The sequence below is a fragment of the Bacillus sp. FF-1 genome, assembly GCF_028548245.1.
Taxonomy (GTDB): domain Bacteria; phylum Bacillota; class Bacilli; order Bacillales; family Bacillaceae_G; genus Bacillus_A; species Bacillus_A paranthracis.
The window spans coordinates 726,957-743,893 of the sequence record NZ_JAQQGG010000001.1 but is presented as its reverse complement, the minus strand read 5'-3'; the positions used below and the strand labels follow the sequence as shown (position 1 = coordinate 743,893).

At 34.9% G+C, this 16,937-nt stretch carries 16 protein-coding genes; 2 read left to right on the top strand and 14 right to left on the bottom strand.

What is annotated here, in order from left to right; genetic code table 11:
• Positions 1–34 precede the first annotated feature (34 nt).
• Positions 35–565, top strand: a complete 531-nt coding sequence (locus PQF83_RS03905; protein ID WP_000483981.1) for a GNAT family N-acetyltransferase — start codon at positions 35–37, stop codon at positions 563–565.
• A gap of 117 nt (positions 566–682) precedes the next feature.
• Here PQF83_RS03905 and PQF83_RS03900 read toward each other — a convergent pair whose 3' ends face one another.
• The 8 genes from PQF83_RS03900 to PQF83_RS03865 all read right to left on the bottom strand — a co-directional run bounded on the left by PQF83_RS03900 (position 683) and on the right by PQF83_RS03865 (position 8,915).
• Positions 683–1,816: a TIGR04053 family radical SAM/SPASM domain-containing protein gene (locus PQF83_RS03900; RefSeq protein ID WP_001046898.1), complete on the bottom strand. Its 1,134-nt coding sequence runs from the start codon at positions 1,814–1,816 to the stop codon at positions 683–685.
• Between the two features lie 277 nt (positions 1,817–2,093).
• The gene (locus PQF83_RS03895; protein WP_000835417.1) at positions 2,094–3,917 is read right to left on the bottom strand and encodes a class I SAM-dependent methyltransferase; all 1,824 of its coding nucleotides are present in this window, start codon (positions 3,915–3,917) and stop codon (positions 2,094–2,096) included.
• A 345-nt stretch (positions 3,918–4,262) separates the two neighbouring features.
• On the bottom strand, positions 4,263–4,643 hold the full coding sequence (locus PQF83_RS03890) for a BA_1872 family lipoprotein (RefSeq protein ID WP_000838921.1): 381 nt from the start codon (positions 4,641–4,643) through the stop codon (positions 4,263–4,265).
• 79 nt (positions 4,644–4,722) lie between these two features.
• Positions 4,723–5,007 (bottom strand): DUF4176 domain-containing protein, encoded by a 285-nt coding sequence (locus PQF83_RS03885; protein WP_000531359.1) that lies wholly within the window; start codon positions 5,005–5,007, stop codon positions 4,723–4,725.
• A gap of 1 nt (position 5,008) precedes the next feature.
• The gene (locus PQF83_RS03880) at positions 5,009–5,218 is read right to left on the bottom strand and encodes a hypothetical protein (RefSeq protein ID WP_001036914.1); all 210 of its coding nucleotides are present in this window, start codon (positions 5,216–5,218) and stop codon (positions 5,009–5,011) included.
• Between the two features lie 14 nt (positions 5,219–5,232).
• Positions 5,233–6,105, bottom strand: coding sequence for a WXG100 family type VII secretion target (locus PQF83_RS03875; RefSeq protein WP_000526898.1), 873 nt, complete (start codon positions 6,103–6,105; stop codon positions 5,233–5,235).
• Positions 6,106–6,163: 58 nt separating this feature from the next.
• Positions 6,164–6,949 (bottom strand): hypothetical protein, encoded by a 786-nt coding sequence (locus tag PQF83_RS03870; RefSeq protein WP_000418478.1) that lies wholly within the window; start codon positions 6,947–6,949, stop codon positions 6,164–6,166.
• Between the two features lie 337 nt (positions 6,950–7,286).
• Positions 7,287–8,915, bottom strand: coding sequence for a peptide ABC transporter substrate-binding protein (locus tag PQF83_RS03865; protein ID WP_000823492.1), 1,629 nt, complete (start codon positions 8,913–8,915; stop codon positions 7,287–7,289).
• A 582-nt stretch (positions 8,916–9,497) separates the two neighbouring features.
• On the opposite strand from PQF83_RS03865, the gene PQF83_RS03860 reads away from it, so the two are divergent.
• Positions 9,498–10,880 (top strand): alpha/beta hydrolase family protein, encoded by a 1,383-nt coding sequence (locus PQF83_RS03860; protein WP_001035239.1) that lies wholly within the window; start codon positions 9,498–9,500, stop codon positions 10,878–10,880.
• A gap of 151 nt (positions 10,881–11,031) precedes the next feature.
• Here the strand turns inward: PQF83_RS03860 and PQF83_RS03855 are convergent, their stop codons facing one another.
• The 6 genes from PQF83_RS03855 to PQF83_RS03830 form a co-directional block, all read right to left on the bottom strand.
• Positions 11,032–12,357, bottom strand: coding sequence for a bifunctional S-methyl-5'-thioadenosine deaminase/S-adenosylhomocysteine deaminase (locus PQF83_RS03855; RefSeq protein WP_001997220.1), 1,326 nt, complete (start codon positions 12,355–12,357; stop codon positions 11,032–11,034).
• A gap of 53 nt (positions 12,358–12,410) precedes the next feature.
• Positions 12,411–12,770 (bottom strand): YunG family protein, encoded by a 360-nt coding sequence (locus PQF83_RS03850; protein ID WP_000342916.1) that lies wholly within the window; start codon positions 12,768–12,770, stop codon positions 12,411–12,413.
• A 27-nt stretch (positions 12,771–12,797) separates the two neighbouring features.
• On the bottom strand, positions 12,798–13,241 hold the full coding sequence (locus tag PQF83_RS03845) for a GNAT family N-acetyltransferase (RefSeq protein ID WP_000701904.1): 444 nt from the start codon (positions 13,239–13,241) through the stop codon (positions 12,798–12,800).
• 214 nt (positions 13,242–13,455) lie between these two features.
• The gene (locus PQF83_RS03840; protein ID WP_000429782.1) at positions 13,456–14,970 is read right to left on the bottom strand and encodes an acetyl-CoA hydrolase/transferase family protein; all 1,515 of its coding nucleotides are present in this window, start codon (positions 14,968–14,970) and stop codon (positions 13,456–13,458) included.
• A gap of 127 nt (positions 14,971–15,097) precedes the next feature.
• Complete coding sequence (locus tag PQF83_RS03835) at positions 15,098–15,742, bottom strand: LytTR family DNA-binding domain-containing protein (protein WP_000389714.1); 645 nt, start codon at positions 15,740–15,742, stop codon at positions 15,098–15,100.
• A 247-nt stretch (positions 15,743–15,989) separates the two neighbouring features.
• Positions 15,990–16,913 carry an alpha/beta fold hydrolase gene (locus tag PQF83_RS03830; RefSeq protein WP_001102561.1) on the bottom strand — a complete coding sequence of 308 codons (924 nt, stop codon included), beginning with the start codon at positions 16,911–16,913 and terminating at the stop codon, positions 15,990–15,992.
• Positions 16,914–16,937 lie beyond the last annotated feature (24 nt).

Here is a 16,937-nt window from a genome sequence, read left to right as displayed (position 1 = left end):
CACATTCTAGTTTCAAAAGAAATGGAGTGAAAGCATGTTTCCTATATTGAAAACCGACCGACTCATTCTACGAGAACTTACCGAAGAAGATGCACCAAGTATACTAAAATGCTTTTCTAATACTGACGTACTGCGCTATTATGGCCAAAAACCGTTACAAGATATTGATCAAGTGAAACAAATTATTCATAACTTTAAACTGAGTTACAATGCAAGAAGCGGTATAAAATGGGGAATCGAATCAAAAGACAAGAAAGAACTCATCGGTACCATTGGTTTTCACGATTGGTCTTCTGAGCATAAACGGGCCAATATAAGTTATGCCTTTTTGCCTGAACACTGGGGACAAGGATATGCGACTGAAGCTGTTTCTGAGGTTATATCATACGGTTTCCATACGATTCATTTAAAGCGGATCGGAGCAATTGTATTTCTTGAAAATGAAGCTTCCAATAAAGTACTATTAAAATTAGGCTTTGAAAAAGAAGGCGTTCTAAAAAATTATATGTATCAAGATGACATTCCCTATGATACGAATTTTTATTCTTTATTAAAATCGTTTTAATAGAATACATGTGTAAAAAACTTGTTTCAGTACAACAGTTATAGGTAGCGAATTTTTAATGAAGGATGCGAAGTACTATACTTTATAAAACATTAAAAAAGGGCTGTGAGTAAGCTTTTACTCATAGCCCTTTTTTATGTTCTTTTTCTGTTTTCGCAATGCTTTTGGTACGTATACGCAGAAAGGCTCACTTTCCATATAATCCCCCGTCATTGCATATGCTCTAGAACGAGATCCCCCACAAACATATCGAAACTCACAAACACCACACTTTCCCTTATACTTGTCAGGATTACGAAGATTTTGAAAAACAGGGGAGTTCCGATAGATTTCAGCTAGCGAATTTGTTCTAATATTCCCGGTTTTAATCGGCAATAACCCACTTGGATATACATCTCCAATATGAGAAATAAATACAAAACCGTTTCCATCATTCACCCCTTTTGGAGCACGCCCAAGCCCATTAACTCGCCCCGTCATCCCATTCATCAATACATCCTGATATTGAATGACCTGTTTTTCCTTTTTATGTTCTTTCATTTTTTCTTGGATCACAACACGTCTATAGTGCTGACCAGCTGTTGTTTTAATATCAAAAGAAACCTTTTTACTAAGTTGATATAGCCAACGGAATACCCTTTCATGTTGAGCTGGTGAAATCATATCTTTTTCCTTCCCTCGCCCTATTGGAACTAAGAAAAATATACTCCAGAGTACACATTCTAATTCTTCTATTAACACTGCCATCTCTTCAAGTACATCCACATTATAATTAGAAACAACGGTATTAATTTGAATAGGAATTTTTAATTCATGCAAATAACGAATCGCATTCATCGTTAATTGAAATGACCCTTCTGTCCCTCTAAAATGATCGTGTATTTCAGCTGTTGGTCCATCTAAACTAAATGCCCATCTAGCAAGTCCTACTTCTTTTGCTTTTTGAATCGCTTCTTTCGTAACTTTCGGGGTGGCACTTGGCGTCATAGATACTCGAACACCTTTTTTCACAGCATATTCCGCAATATCATATACATCTGGACGCATTAATGGATCTCCACCAGTAAATACAAGCATTGGATTTTCCATTTCATATATATCATCAATTAGTTTTTTTCCTTCTTCAAATGTTAACTCTAGAGGATGACGATGATACTGTGCTTCTGCACGACAATGCAGACATTTTAATTGACATGCTCTTGTCAACTCCCATATTACAATAAATGGATTATTATTAAAATCAAGATTCATCAATATTAACCCTCCCATCAATTGATATTCTAATTGTAAAGTTATATATGTATTTATGGTGTGAGATGTATCACAAATCATTCTCTTCCTACCCTACTGTTGATCTAATGTTTCTACCTTCCTCTTCACCAATTACAAAATCTCTTTTTTTAATATAAATACCCCTTTAGACTAAATTATCTAAAGGGGTATTTATATTAACATCTCTGCTTTCTTCAACTCATCAAATTTAAATTAAGTTGTTTTAAAATAGTATTTTTAAAGTTTTCCAACATCATTACCTCTTTTCTAAAACCATAAAGAACGTACTATCTGGTAGCGCAATATCATTCCCAGACTCATCTGTAAACTCGATTTTCTCGCTAAGATGGTTTGTATATCCATCCTGCAAATAGTTCATAGCTTGAACGATATTTACTTTATCTCCAAAGATACCCTTTACGAAGTCCTTATAGTCGTTTGGCGTAAAAATTCCAAACTGCTCCTGCACTTCATGAACAAAGGAATCCTCGCCCCAAGTATACGTATATAAGAACTCCATTGCATCATTAACAGGCATTTTGACTGTATTGTCTGCAAGTACCTCATACTGGATTATACGCCCCTTAAATTCTTGGACATACTGCTCTAAGAACTTCATTCCGCCTGCATCTTTAAAACGAATCACCCGCATTAACCTTTTATCTTCGGTCATGATGCCATCACGAATGATAATACGGCCTCCTGGCTTTAATACCTCATAAGCAGTCTGCAGCCCCTTTTTAATTACTTCATGATTAAATTTCCTACCTTCATACTCGATATAAGAGAACAGCTCATGAAGGATAGAAGAATATACAATCGTATCTCCCTTTATGTAATCAAGAATAATTCGTTTATCATCAGCCGAGCTATTCATATGCTCCAGATACACTTCTTCGTTATGGAATCTATCATATGCATCCTTTCGTAACCCGAAGAAATCAAACAGCAGGACATTTGCCCGAGCATGCATCATATCTATCTTTTCTGCCTCTACACAGAAGGTAATTAACGCCTCACCTACAGCAGAAAACCGAAACGACACATACGCAGTCTTCATATCTTCATCGACTTTAACCTGAAAAGAAACATGCGTTGTATTCGGTTTCTCGTTCTCACGGTACTCCCGTAAATACTTCTCAATAACTCGCTTACGATACACGTTGTCCTTTTTTTCACCTTTGAAATCATAATGTAGCTGCTGCATCAATTTCTCGAAATGTATATGCTGAACTTTTCTAGTGCCTATCTCATTCTTTAACATAACAAAAACTGTCCAAATATCCTCAAAGCTAAGAGCATGCATAGACGGTTCTACATACCACAAATCCTTATCAGATAAGAATGTTTGAATGTCACTCTTCTCGCTCCCCATAATTATATCTTTTTCAAATGCTGACTCCTTATGTTTTGGCGTGAGTCTATGTATACGAGAAGTAAATGGCTCCATATAACCATCAAACAGACCATCAATTGTAATCTTCACATCGTTCTTCACTTCACTCCACAAAGCTTTTGATACGCCCTCAATAATGCATTGGTTAAGATAGTATAGAATCTCCTTTAACCTAACGTCTCCATATTCTTCTTTATATGTGTTAACTAAATCAACATGAGAGTCCAAACGAGCCTCCCCGCGTATATACTGCCCGATTAATCCATGTGTTCTAATTAAATCTTGAATAAACAAATATTCAGTAGAGTTTAAGTTTGTCTCTACACGTTCAATAAACTGAATATCACTAAAGATATCAGCAGAACCCTCGTTATGTACCAATAGATTAATCCCTTTTTTCTTCCATTGCTCCCGCTGTTTTAAAGATCCTACCTTTGCAAGCTCACTATACGTTAGTACCTTTTCAATAATACGATATGCTTCTTCACCTAAAGACAGTCCATCTAACACTTGCAGCGTACGGTGTACATAGTACAACACTGCATCTGTTTTTAATGCACCAAGTACTTGTACATTCTCATAGTTTTGATGTATCTCCTCTGCCTCAATTAGATGCTTTAACCACGTAGGGATTGCAACAGAAATCCCTTCAATGTATGTATTTAGAACTTCAATGCTTTTCAACTTATTTCCCCCATATATAATCAATATCTGTAGTAAGGTCTAAGGCATCTTCTCCAAAAAGAACATCACCTTATGTCCCTCCCCCTAAATACTACTACTACTTGCTTTTTACCATCTACATCTCTTTCGAATAAAAATGTATCAAACCCAGTCTTTTTATTATGTAAAAGAGAGTTATAAATTCCGTTACTACCATGCCAAAGTTGTAACATATTTTTTGTTCATCTCTTATTTTAACTTCATGAGGAATTTCGAAAGATCACCTCTTAAATTAATAAACATATGTTGTAACAAAATCAACTGAAAATGGAAACGGCAAGCGGGTGCATTCCACTTGCCGTTTTTTCATAGCTTAGTATGTATTTGAATTTCTTTCGCTTTCTCTTTTTCACCCTTCACCCGTACAATTAAATCATATGATCCGGATTTTGGAGCTTCAAAAGAAAGCAAACCTTCTTTTTGAGAAGTGATTTCTTCTTCATAAATAACCTTATCATCTTTTGTAACTTGTAATAAAATCGTACCTTCTTCAACAGCTGCTTCATAAGGGATTTCCACATTTCCTTTTTCAGCTTTAAGCGTTTGTACATCGTAATACCCTTGCAGAGAACCAATTTTTAAAGTCGTTTCGCCATTTTTTTGAACCTTTGTAACTTGTGTTGCTGTATTGCACGCGCTTAACAATACAACAAGAGTGAGAATCATAAATAAACGTAATGATTTCATAGAAATTCCCCTTTTTTATGTATATGTGAATTAAGATCCATTCTTTAACTATTTCAAAAACACCAACACCTAAAAAGAATCACTGTTTTTCTTCAATTTCTTTTTTAAATAATTTTTGAAACTCTAATTCTGTTTCATTAATAAAACCAAGATGTAACACACTAGAGATATCTTCATGATTCAAAAAGAAATTGTACTCTGAAGAAATATTACCATGAGGGAAATAACAACATACATAATCCCATGTTGTTTTTGTTTCAGAATCCATCTGTCTTCTTCCATAAACCATTAATGGATGTTCCCAATCTTTAAACATTACAACAGAACCTATTGGAAGTAATTCTAACTCTAAATTTTGTCCCATCTTATTTCCCACCTCTTAAAATAGCTTTTTTTACAATAAAATACATAATAGAGAATAGTAAACAAGCTCCAATTGTACCGAAAGTTGCAATTGAAATTTTCCCTGCTAATGATTCATTTGGATCTAATGCATTAGGTAAAACTGTCCCAAAAATTGCAATGCAAGCTAATATAACCATAAAATATTTTAAAATTTTCACTTTCTTATTCATACTAATTTTCCCCTTTATTCTTTAATAGCAAATTCTCCACCAAATCCCCATAAACCTACACCAGGACCAAATGGTACATGGAATTTCACTCCACTTTTTCCAGCTTCTAAAGATCCCCCGACTGTCCCAAGTGACGCCGATCCTCCAATTTGTAATTTTTTATCAGAAAATGGAAGTGGGATTTTTATAGCACTCTCATATTTTACCAGAGTAGCTTCAGCTCCTATATGTAAATTCCCATTTTCTACATGAGCACCTAACTCTGCAGTAGCAAGTGCTACTTTAGCTTCAGCTCCTACTCCAAATCCTCTAATATTCTCTTGTTCTATTCCAGCTTGGGCTACTGTAAAACCAACCATAGGTCCAAAAGTTTGTTCCCTCTTGTTTTTATCTTTCACATCAAATCTATCATAAGTACGAGAACTTACAAACGGCTCGGCTTCAACTGTAAGACCTTTAATAAATAGACCACCATTTCCTTTTTCATCTACAAGTGACTTTTCATACTTTTCACCATTAATTACATTACCAATTCCTTTTACAACTACTCCAACTCCCGCTTCAACCGCTGACTTTGAATTCATCAAAAGTGAATCATTTTTAGAGTTTTTAGACGAATATTCCATATCAGCTTTTTCAAATTTCTCTGCTATACGAAGTAATTCATCTTCTATTTGCTTTATAATATTAAGAAAAGATTCATGTGCTTTATTCATTCTAGGTAGATCATTATAAAAACTTAAACTTGAAGCACCAATCCATCTCATTTGAAGATTTAATAATTCCCCTTGAATTTTCAAATGACGATCTGATTCTATATTACTAGCATATTTAAAATTCTTTGCAATTCTTCTCAATTCTTCCGGTCTAACTTGTATATTCCCCATGGATATCCCCCTACCCTAATAACACATTCAATAAATCTTATAACATAAACATTTAATTTTAATCATTAAAAATCCTACTCTTTCTTACTTTAATTGTTTCTAAAATATAGATAAGAACCCCTAAACCAAATATCTTTTCAGCATTAGAAATATTATTACCTAATTTAATAATAGGTACATTTAATCCGAATCTTTCGCTCCATTCCAAAGGCATATATCCTCTTTTACAGTTTATTAATATCCGGTTATCCATTGTACGAAAAGAAGTTTCGAAAAAATCAAATTCAACTTCTACTTCAGAAATTTTTATCTTTTTTTCATTCGTTAAAGCACCACGTACCATTCCAAATCCTTGTATCATATTTTCTTTAAACATCCCTACACAATTATAATTTGAATCATAAATAGCCCAATCATAATTTTCAACTTCACTATGAAAATATGCTAGAATTTCTCCATCACTTGCTTCCAATCCAAAAACTTGTTTATTTTTTAAAACAGGTAATGTTGAAGAAACCATCTTTGTTCCTGCTACATATATCCCATCAGGAGTATATAAGCCCAAATGTTTATTATTTTCAGGTAATTCTAATAAAATATAAGTATCGATATCCCAAAACTTCAAATCATTTTCAACTATATTTTCTTTTAATAAATCGCCTTTTCTTAGTTGCCAAAATCCAATACCAAAAACAACAAATGAAACTATAATAATAAAAATTACTGGTCCCCAATTAATATTACCTCGAGTATTATATATACCAATTAATCCATAAAGAAAGAGCCCAATTCCAATCAAACACTTAAACTTCCCCTTTTTTTTATAAAACTCAAATAATTCCACACAAACACCTCTATCAATTCATCTTAATACCCCAAATTACCTTTTAAGTATACCAAGGACAAAATATATAATCTAATATTTTTTTTATATAATTAAAAACAAACATAGTTACAGAAAGAAAATGCTTGTATGTTGATTTATACTACATTCCCTTATTCCTTGTATGCTATATTTCTATTCTTCTTTTTACTTAAACAAACTATTTGTTGCAACTTCTTATGAATGTGTAACTACAATTTTGCACTTCTCTTCTTTATATGCTAGGAACACTACCAAAGGATTTCCCTGTCCTCTGTAAAAAAACCTTACTTTTAATAAGTAAGGTTTTTTTATTTATTTATTTATTAGCGATATAAGCATTTTTATAAGTATAAACACCACCAAATTGATGCTTTTCAATTCCCTTTACGTAATCCTTTTGTACATAAGCTGAACCAATATGATACAGCGGCGCTACAGCTGCATCTTCTAATAATACCTGCTCAGCTTCTAGCAATGCTCCCCATCGTTTCTCTGGTTCTAGTACGAGATCAGTTTTCGCTTTCTTTATTAATTCATCGTAACGAGGATTGGAGTAACTCATTTTATTATTCGGATTACCCGTCGTAAATAGTTCTAAATAACTAATTGGGTCTTTATAGTCTGGTCCCCAATTTGCCATAGTTATATCGTAATCACCTGTTTGTTCTAACTGTAATTTTTGCTTAAATGGCTGTTGTTTAATTTGTATCGTTAATCCTTGTAAATTCTTTTCTAAATCACCTTTTATATATTCTGCCATACGTTTTGCGTTATCTTGTTCAAATGTTAAAAACTCGAAGTTTACTTGTTCTACTCCAAGCTCTTTTTTCGCTTCTTCCCAATTTTTTTTCGCACTTTGTACATCATATAAAGAAAGGTTTCCGTTTTCTTCCCTAAAATCTTTTCCCGTTTCTTCATTGATATGCCCAACTGGTACTAGCCCAGTTGCAGGTTTTGCTCCGTTATTAATAAAATGAGCAACGAAATCCTCTTTATTTAACGCGAATGAAATAGCCTGTCGCACTTTCTTATTTGCTAACGCACTATTTTTTTCATTAAAACGTAGCATAGCAATTGCAGGTTCGCTCGACATATGTAACTCCTTATCCCCTTTATACTTGTCTACAAATTGAGAATTAATAGGCACCCGGTCCAAATTACCAGCTTCGTATAAATTAACAGCGGTCATTGTATCCTTTACAATTTGAAAGTTTATTTCATCTAATTTCACTTTCTTTTGATCCCAATAGGTAGCATTCTTCTTTAATTGAAACTCTTGTTCATGCTTCCATTTCTCTAATATAAATGGACCGTTATATAGGAGATTACTAGGTTCCAATGCATAGTTCTTTCCTTGTTCTTTCAAAAATGATTCATGCTGTGGTAGGTATATAGGTAGTGCTAACAACTGTAAAAAATAAGGAATTGGCTGTTCTAGTTCCACCTCTAACTTATAATCATTTATAACCGTAACTCCAAGTTCATCAAGAGGCATCGTCCCCTTATTAATCTCTTTCGCATTTTTTACATAAAAGAGCATGGACGCATATTGAGACGCTGTTTCAGGGGTAATTGCACGTTTCCACGCAAACATAAAATCATGAGCTGTCACATTGTCCCCATTTGACCATTTTGCATCTTTACGCAAATCAAATGTATATTTTTTACCATCTTCACTTCTTTTAAACGATTTTGCTACCGCTGGAATAGGCTGATCTTGATCATCTAATACATACAACCCTTCAAATATGTTTTGCATAACGTGCGCTGACGTACCATCCATCGTTTTCGCGGTATCAAGAGAAGGAATCTCTTCTGATACTGTTACATTTAATACTTGTTTTTTTGACTCTGCATCACTTTTATTTTCCTTATTATTACAAGCTGTTAATAATAAAGATATAACAAGTGCCATTACCATTAAATGGCTCTTTTTTCGCTTCATGAGTTGTTCTCCTTAAATATAAAATATTATAAAGCGTTATATATTATAGCAGAAATATGAACAGAAAGATGCGACATTCTTTTGAATATTTATTCGTTCAAGAAAAAAGTGACCCTTTTAAAAAGGATCACTAAAGATTGAATGTATAATCTACGCTGTTCGCTCAAGTTTAAAAAACATCTCCTATTGTATACCTCCCTTTTTGCTTTAACTTTTCTTCTGTTTCATATAAATCCCCCCATAATTAACTTAATAGACATATAGGTACAGTTTGGTTGGGATATTTTTTTATCTCCATTAAGAAATGCCGCTTTTTTTTGAAATTCAGGTCAAGTAGCAAGTGATATTTTACAAATCTTATACACTTAAGGATTTTGTAAGGATCAAGTAAGAAAAACGAGAACTTTGTTTCGTATAGTCAAAATATAAAGTGAAGAAAGAGAGATTAGGAGTTACTAGAGCGATTACGACAAAACCAGAACTGTTGGTTTTAGATGAACATATCAATGGTTTAGACGTTGTTACAACAGAACCTTAATTTATCATACCTATTTTTCACCATCACATATTGGAGGTTAAAACATGAATAAAAAAAAGAAAATACAAAAATCAATACTTTCCTTTACCCTGCTCTTTTCTTTAGGCATTTCATCTTTTCCGCTTACAACAGCTATTCACGCAAATACACATGAGGAACCATCTGTAGAAAAAAAACGAGTCTCTTTAACGGAGCGTACCTCATTATTTTTTGAATATCTCCAGCAAGATAAATATGCAGAGGCACTTCAGTTGACGTCTGCTGCTTTTCAATCCAAGTTTACAGCAAACACATTACAAAACTGGTGGACACAGAGTGGCTGGAGCGGTATAAAAAGCATGGGGCCCCCCGTGATAAAAGAACGAAACTTAGTCCATCAGACGGTGGAAATGCCAGCAGTTATCGAAGGAACTACCATACCGCTACTCCTTAAATTTACACCTGGCGGGAAAGTAGATGAAATTGGAGAAAGGCCTCCCAAGGAATCATATACCATCCCGCATCCTAGCTATGATCAACCTGACTCTTATCAAGAACGTGAAATCGTCATCGGAAATTCCACCTATCCGTTACCAGCGACATTAACGGTTCCGAAACATAAGCCTGGTGAAAAGCTACCCGTAGTTGTTCTTGTTCATGGTGCTGGCATCCATGATCGCGATAGCACATATATGGGAACAAAAATCTTACGCGATCTTGCGGTGGGCCTTTCATCCAACGGAATTGCAGTGTTGCGCTATGAAAAACGTACCTTAGAACACGCATTAAAGATGAGTGCAGAACCTGTTACGTTAGACCGTGATACTACAGATGATGCAATATATGCAGCAAAATCAGCAGCGCAGCAGGAAGGCATTGATCCAAATAATATTTTCATTCTTGGACATAGTCTAGGAGCTGGCGCAATGCCACGTATACTAAGCAAATCACCTTCTTCACTTGTTAGAGGAAGTATCTTACTCGCACCACCTGCACGCCCCTTGACTGACATTGCCATTGATCAGAATCAATACCTAGGGGCGTCAAAGGAAGTAATCGATGAACTAAAAAGACAGTTCGCTTTTATCCAAGACCCTACGTTCAATCCTGAGCATCCTCCAACTGGCTACAATTTGGGATCGCCTCATTTTATGTATGATGTTTCTAGGTGGCGTCCTGTTGAAGAGGCAAGATCACGAAAAGAACCTTTACTGATTCTGCAAGGAGCACGCGATTATCAAGTAACAGTAAAAAATGAATATATAAAATGGCAGGAAGGGCTTTCAAACCGCAGGAATGTTCAGTTCAATGAATACCCAAAATTGAATCATTTCTTCACAGAGGGTGATGGGGAATTAAGTCTTCCTAGTGAATATGAAATCCCTGCTAATATTCCTAAATACGTAATTCAGGACATTATTAAATGGGTCAACGCGACAAAAGAATAAGAAACATCAAAATCCTTTAAATAATCATTATGATGTAAAGGATTTTTGAAACTAATGATTTTATCTAAATTCTTAACTTCTTTTTATTAATAAAAAGGTTCAGACACAAAAACAGGATGTGGAGAAGACTTTCTCCACATCCTGAAAATACCTATCTTTGCAAACCTCGTTTATATCGACTTGCTTCAAATATAATACGCTCTTCATCTAACGTTTTACATTCGCCATTCCAAACGACATGTTTTCCGTTAATAATTACATCGCTTATATCTTTTCCACTAGCAGCATATACAAGATGCGATAATACTTCATCTGCTGGTTGTAAATGGGGCTTATTAGACGGATCAATTGTAATGAAATCAGCGCACTTTCCAACCTCAAGTGATCCTGTTTGTTTCATGCCGATTACTTCAGCCGCTCCTTTAGTTGCAAGTGTAAGAGCTGTTTCAACCGGTAACGCTGTTGCATCTTGGTGAATACCTTTTTGTAGTAAAGTCGCTATGCGCATTTCTTCAAACATATCTAAATTATTGTTAGATGCAACACTATCTGTTGCAATTCCTACTTTCATCCCTGCTTCTAACATCGCTTTTACATTCGCTATACCAGACCCTAGTTTTAAATTACTATTCGGATTATGAGCTACTCGAACGTCATGTTCCGCTAAAAATGCACGCTCATTGTCATCTAATACTACACCGTGTGCAATCACTGTTGGTCGTTTAAACAATCCACAACTTGCCGCATATTCTACTGGACGTTTTCCGTACTGCGCTTCAATATCACGTACTTCACGCTCTGTTTCGGAAAGGTGAATATGAACCATCGTTTGATTTTCTACTGCAATACGTGCACACTCTTCTAACAGTTCTGTACTGCATGTATATGGACTATGCGGTGCAACCATCGTAGTTAACATACCACTTTCGTTATAGTAACGCTTCACATATTTCTCAGCTTCTTCAATTGCTTTCTTTTCATCCTCTTTCGTTCCGAAGCTAAATAAAGTTCTTGAAACAGCAGCTCGCATCCCGCTCCTTGATACCGTTTCCATAATTGCATCTTGATCTACTCCAATTGGATTAAACATATCAGAGAAAGATGTTGTACCACTTTTCACCATTTCAAGTAATCCTAATTCCGTACTAGCAACCGCAAGTTCTGGAGTAAATTGACTTTCAAGTGGCCAAATTCTTGTCTCAAGCCACGGCTGTAATAACATATCATCACCAATACCTCTTAAGAGACTCATTACAACGTGTGTATGTGTATTGACAAGCCCTGGTAAAACCCATTTTCCTTTCATGTCAATTACTTCATCTACTTCAAAATCATTAGCGAATTCTCCGCTCTTCACATCTATAATTTGATCATTTTCTACAATGATATATCCATTTTCTATCACTTCATTTTGTTCATTCATCGTTACGATTGTAGCGTTTACATAAGTTGTTTTCAAAAGTATTTCCCCTTTCAACTCTATGAAGTTCCCTTTAATAAGTTACCACCATTATAGTAACTTATTAAAGATTAAGAGTCAAAAGATAATTTCAATTCTTTCGTTATCTTTTTCTTCAACATGCAATATTGTTTTTCATTTGTATCTGCAAATGCTTCTTCTCGATTTGATTCTATATCCATATAATTCAGTTTTTCATTAAATTGAGCCTCTGTAAAATCAAACCTCTGTCCATCTATAAAGTTATAAAAGTGCCACGCCTCTCTTACTTTTGTCTTTTTAATCTCTCCTCCGTATATGTCTTGAACGACCAAAGCCGTTACACCACACTGTCCCTTTGCTGGATTCTCAGTCGTCCACTTTGAACTTGTTTCAATCGACCACGATCTTATTAATGCTTCATATATTCTTTTTTCCTTTACATCATCCACTCTAATCTTCCCCTACTATTAATAGTTTTACACATCATATTTCAAAAGAGGCAGTAAACGATCCTTAAAGACCGTTGATGGTGTCTCTCCGATTAACTGTGCGCCCATTTTCAAGTAATATCCTTTTGCATTCGGATCACTATCAATCGTAAAACTTTTTAAGCCTAGTTCATTTGCTTTTTCTATTACATACTTCCACATTATTTTCCCGTAGCCTTTCCCTTTGTAACGAGGATGAATGTACAGGAAATCGAGAGCTTTATCATTACGTAAAAATGAGAAAAATCCAATCTTCGTATTATCGTTTTCAAAAACATATACAAAATTATTATTTATATACTCTTCTGTAATAGTTAAATCTTCCTTACAGGCAATTATGAATTCTTCACTATAATCCCACGTCGCTTTTGATTGTAGTGCGAGTTCACTTAATTCATTTGCTTCACTTAATAACGCTTCTCTTATCTTCATGATTCTTTCTCCTCACCTTCGATATGTAAACTATTAAAATGATTCGAAAAGTAATTAAAAAACCCTCTTATTTTCATAAATCTTTATTATAATCAGTACGGCCTGTAACAATGTATTTAAAGAAAAAAACGCCATCTTTGAAAGTTGGCGTTTTCTTCTTCTAAAATTTTTTTCAAACTCAATCTTTCGTTTTACTATTTCTAACGATACACACCTATACAGTTTCTACTACCGCCTCAAGCATTGTTCCATTTTTAGCATAATTCGTATGCCAAGAAAAAGCTTTTTCTAAAACATGAGGAGTTTGTCCACCTCTCGTTTTAGCTTCTTCGTAATAAGCTCTTAGCTGATCACGATACATTGGATGTGCGCAATTCTCGATAATTAATTCCACTCTTTCTCTTGGGGCCAGTCCTCTTAGATCAACATACCCTTGTTCAGTGACGATAACATCTACATCGTGTTCCGTATGGTCCACATGTGAAACAAAAGGAACGATACTTGAAATGTTGCCACCTTTCGCAATCGATTTCGTAACAAAGATAGCTAGGCGAGCATTTCTCGCAAAATCACCAGAACCACCGATACCATTCATCATTTTTGTGCCTAAAACGTGAGTAGAGTTCACATTTCCGTATATATCTAATTCTAAAGCAGTATTAATCGAGATTAATCCGAGGCGACGAATGATTTCAGGATGATTAGAAATCTCTTGCGGGCGCATCATTAATTTGTCACGATATTTTTCAAAGTTGGAAAATACTTTTTGCATTTTCTCCTCAGAGAGTGTGATTGAACAGCATGAAGCAAAATTGACTTTTCCAGCATCCATAAGATCAAAGACCGCATCTTGTAAAACTTCAGAATACACTTCTAAATCTTCAAACTCCGAATCTAACATTCCATGAAGAACAGCATTAGCCACTGAGCCAATTCCTGATTGTAACGGTGCTAAACGATTTGTTAATCGGCCTACTTCGACTTCTTTTCGAAGGAACTCTATTAAATGCTGTGCCATAATAACAGTTTCTTCATCCGGAGGAACAATTGTCGATGGTGAGTCTAATTGGTTCGTAAACACAATCCCTTTCACCTTTTCAACATCGATTGGAATGCCAATCGTTCCAATTCGATCATCCGTTTTCACAATTGGAATTGGAAGTCTTTCTCCTTGTTTACCTGGTTCATATAAATCATGCAGTCCTTCTAACTGCGTGGATTGAGCCATATTCATTTCAATAATAATGGACTTAGCATTTAAAGAAAACGCTAAAGAATTTCCTATTGAAGTTGTTGGAATAATCATGCCATCTTCAGTAATCGCAACCGCTTCCAAAATAGCAAAATCTACATCCATAACGTCAGCGCGAAGTAACTCTGATGTATGAGATAAGTGCTGGTCCACAAATAAAAAATCTCCGTTATTAATTCCTTTTCGCATAGTCGCATCAGCTTGGAAAGGCAATCTTTTCCCTAAAATTCCTGCTTCCGCAAATAATTTATCTACATCAGAACCTAAAGAGGCACCAGTATAAACATTTACTTTAAAAGATGTATCATTCTTAACTCGGTTTACAAGCGCAAATGGGACTGCTTTTACATCACCTGCACGTGTAAACCCACTTAAGCCTAAAGTCATTCCACTTTCAATCCATGAAGCTGCTTCTTCAGGTGTAACTACGCGATCTTTCAGACGTTCATCCCTAATTCTATCCAAATTATTCTCCATATGTAATCCCTCTCCCTATGAATATTCATAATTATTTTACACTTTAACAGTATCTAAATAGGGATTTCAGTATACAATGGCAAAAATTCAGACAAAACAGCGAATCTAGTCTCTAAAGCAGAATAATTTAGAATCCTAGAAGTTTACGAAAATAACTAGCGTATGATTGACTAACTGGAACCCTCTCTCCATTATCCATAGAAAGTAAAAAAGTAGAATGAGTATCAGGATAAATCGCTTGAATATGATTCACATTTACAATAAAGGAACGGTGGCATCTAATAAATGAATCTTTCGGAAGTAAGTATTCGAATTCTTGTAACGAGTATTTATGTGTCCCTGTTAACTCTTCTGCATTTACATACGTCTTTTTATCTTTCGCCTCTAAATACATGACTTTTGAAAAAGGAACCGGAATCCAGCCGTCCGTTGTTTTTAAAGTAACGACTGATTTTCCGTCCGTTAAAGCTGGATAAATGGCTGTCACGCAACCTTCAAGCTTTCCATTGTTTGAGAATGGTACGGCCATACCATGATAAGGAATACCAAAAACATCCCGATTCATAAACTCAGAGGTTTTTTGGTTTGTCACCATTGCTTTATGAGCAATCGTTCCTTCCTTTATAGGATCACCGACACTAATCTTTAAATCAATTCGTTTACTTGGCCGATAGTATATATATTCTTTCGTATTCGATACAGCAATTGAAATTTCATCTGAAAATAATTCCCCAACAACATCTAATAGTAAACCTAATGTTTTATCTTCCATTCTATTAACACCTCATTCACTATTATACTACTATTATGTATGGCCTCTGTTGCTTTATAAAAAGTTTGATTATTAATTTTATACATTTATCTCCTCATTTGCACAAGGCTTTCTGCTTATTTAATTATATAGAATATAACCTACCTTCAAATATGTAAAAATGACATGAACACTACATCAGTAAATACTTGCAACACCTACAAACAAAAAGTCCAAACTATAAACAGTCTGGACTTAGCTTTCATTCTCATTTATTATGTTCTTCTAACCACGAAATCAAATCTTGAAATACTTCTTCTCTATTCACTTCATGGAACATTTCATGTCTTCCATTTTCATATAGACGCAGCGTTACATCTTTTACGCCACATTTTTTATAATTTTCATATACTTCTTTTACACCTTTTCCCATATCTCCAACAGGATCACGATCTCCTGAAAAAATATGTATTGGAAGGTTTTGCGGTGTTTTCTTAAACTCTTCTAGTTTATTTACTTCTAACACACCAGAAAATAATTCTCGATAAAAACTAGTCGTACAAATGAATCCACATAATGGATCCGCAATATATTTATCTACTTGACTGTTATCTGAAGATAACCAATCAAATTTTGTGCGATTTGGTTTAAAGTGCGAATTGAAATTTCCGAAAGATAAAAAGTTTAGCATGGGACTTTTCGTTTTTGCCCCGCGTAATTTCATCTCAATTGTCGCTACTCTATGACCAATGACTCCTAAGAACCCTGGGTTTCCACCAGTTCCTGAAATAAGGAATCCATCATATAGTTCGCCTCTAAGTTGCACAGCTCGTCTTGATAAAAAAGAACCCATGCTATGGCCAAGTAAAAATAACGGGCATGTCTGCTCTTTTCTTACCGTTTCTGATACAAAAATAATATCAGATACAGCCTTACTCCAACCTACATTTGGTTCAAAATGACCATAGTCTTCTTCTCTTTTTACTGTTTTCCCATGGCCTTTATGATCATGCGCATAAACACCATACCCTGCTTCTAATAACGCATCAATAAAGTCTGTATAAACACCTGCATGTTCTGTCATACCGTGCGCAATTTGAATAATCCCTTTCGGTTCACATTCTGGTAACCACTTGCGTAAATAAATTTCTGATTCATCCAATGCCGTAACGAAACTTTCCTGTACGTTCATTTCGTCAGCCCCCAACTCTATTAT

Coding starts and splice junctions, on each gene's coding strand:
- PQF83_RS03905 (WP_000483981.1), top strand. CDS start 35: ATGTTTCCTATATTGAAAACCGACCGACTCATTCTACGAGAACTTACC.
- PQF83_RS03900 (WP_001046898.1), bottom strand. CDS start 1,816: ATGAATCTTGATTTTAATAATAATCCATTTATTGTAATATGGGAGTTG.
- PQF83_RS03890 (WP_000838921.1), bottom strand. CDS start 4,643: ATGAAATCATTACGTTTATTTATGATTCTCACTCTTGTTGTATTGTTA.
- PQF83_RS03885 (WP_000531359.1), bottom strand. CDS start 5,007: ATGGGACAAAATTTAGAGTTAGAATTACTTCCAATAGGTTCTGTTGTA.
- PQF83_RS03880 (WP_001036914.1), bottom strand. CDS start 5,218: ATGAATAAGAAAGTGAAAATTTTAAAATATTTTATGGTTATATTAGCT.
- PQF83_RS03875 (WP_000526898.1), bottom strand. CDS start 6,105: ATGGGGAATATACAAGTTAGACCGGAAGAATTGAGAAGAATTGCAAAG.
- PQF83_RS03865 (WP_000823492.1), bottom strand. CDS start 8,915: ATGAAGCGAAAAAAGAGCCATTTAATGGTAATGGCACTTGTTATATCT.
- PQF83_RS03860 (WP_001035239.1), top strand. CDS start 9,498: ATGAATAAAAAAAAGAAAATACAAAAATCAATACTTTCCTTTACCCTG.
- PQF83_RS03845 (WP_000701904.1), bottom strand. CDS start 13,241: ATGAAGATAAGAGAAGCGTTATTAAGTGAAGCAAATGAATTAAGTGAA.
- PQF83_RS03840 (WP_000429782.1), bottom strand. CDS start 14,970: ATGGAGAATAATTTGGATAGAATTAGGGATGAACGTCTGAAAGATCGC.
- PQF83_RS03835 (WP_000389714.1), bottom strand. CDS start 15,742: ATGGAAGATAAAACATTAGGTTTACTATTAGATGTTGTTGGGGAATTA.
- PQF83_RS03830 (WP_001102561.1), bottom strand. CDS start 16,913: ATGAACGTACAGGAAAGTTTCGTTACGGCATTGGATGAATCAGAAATT.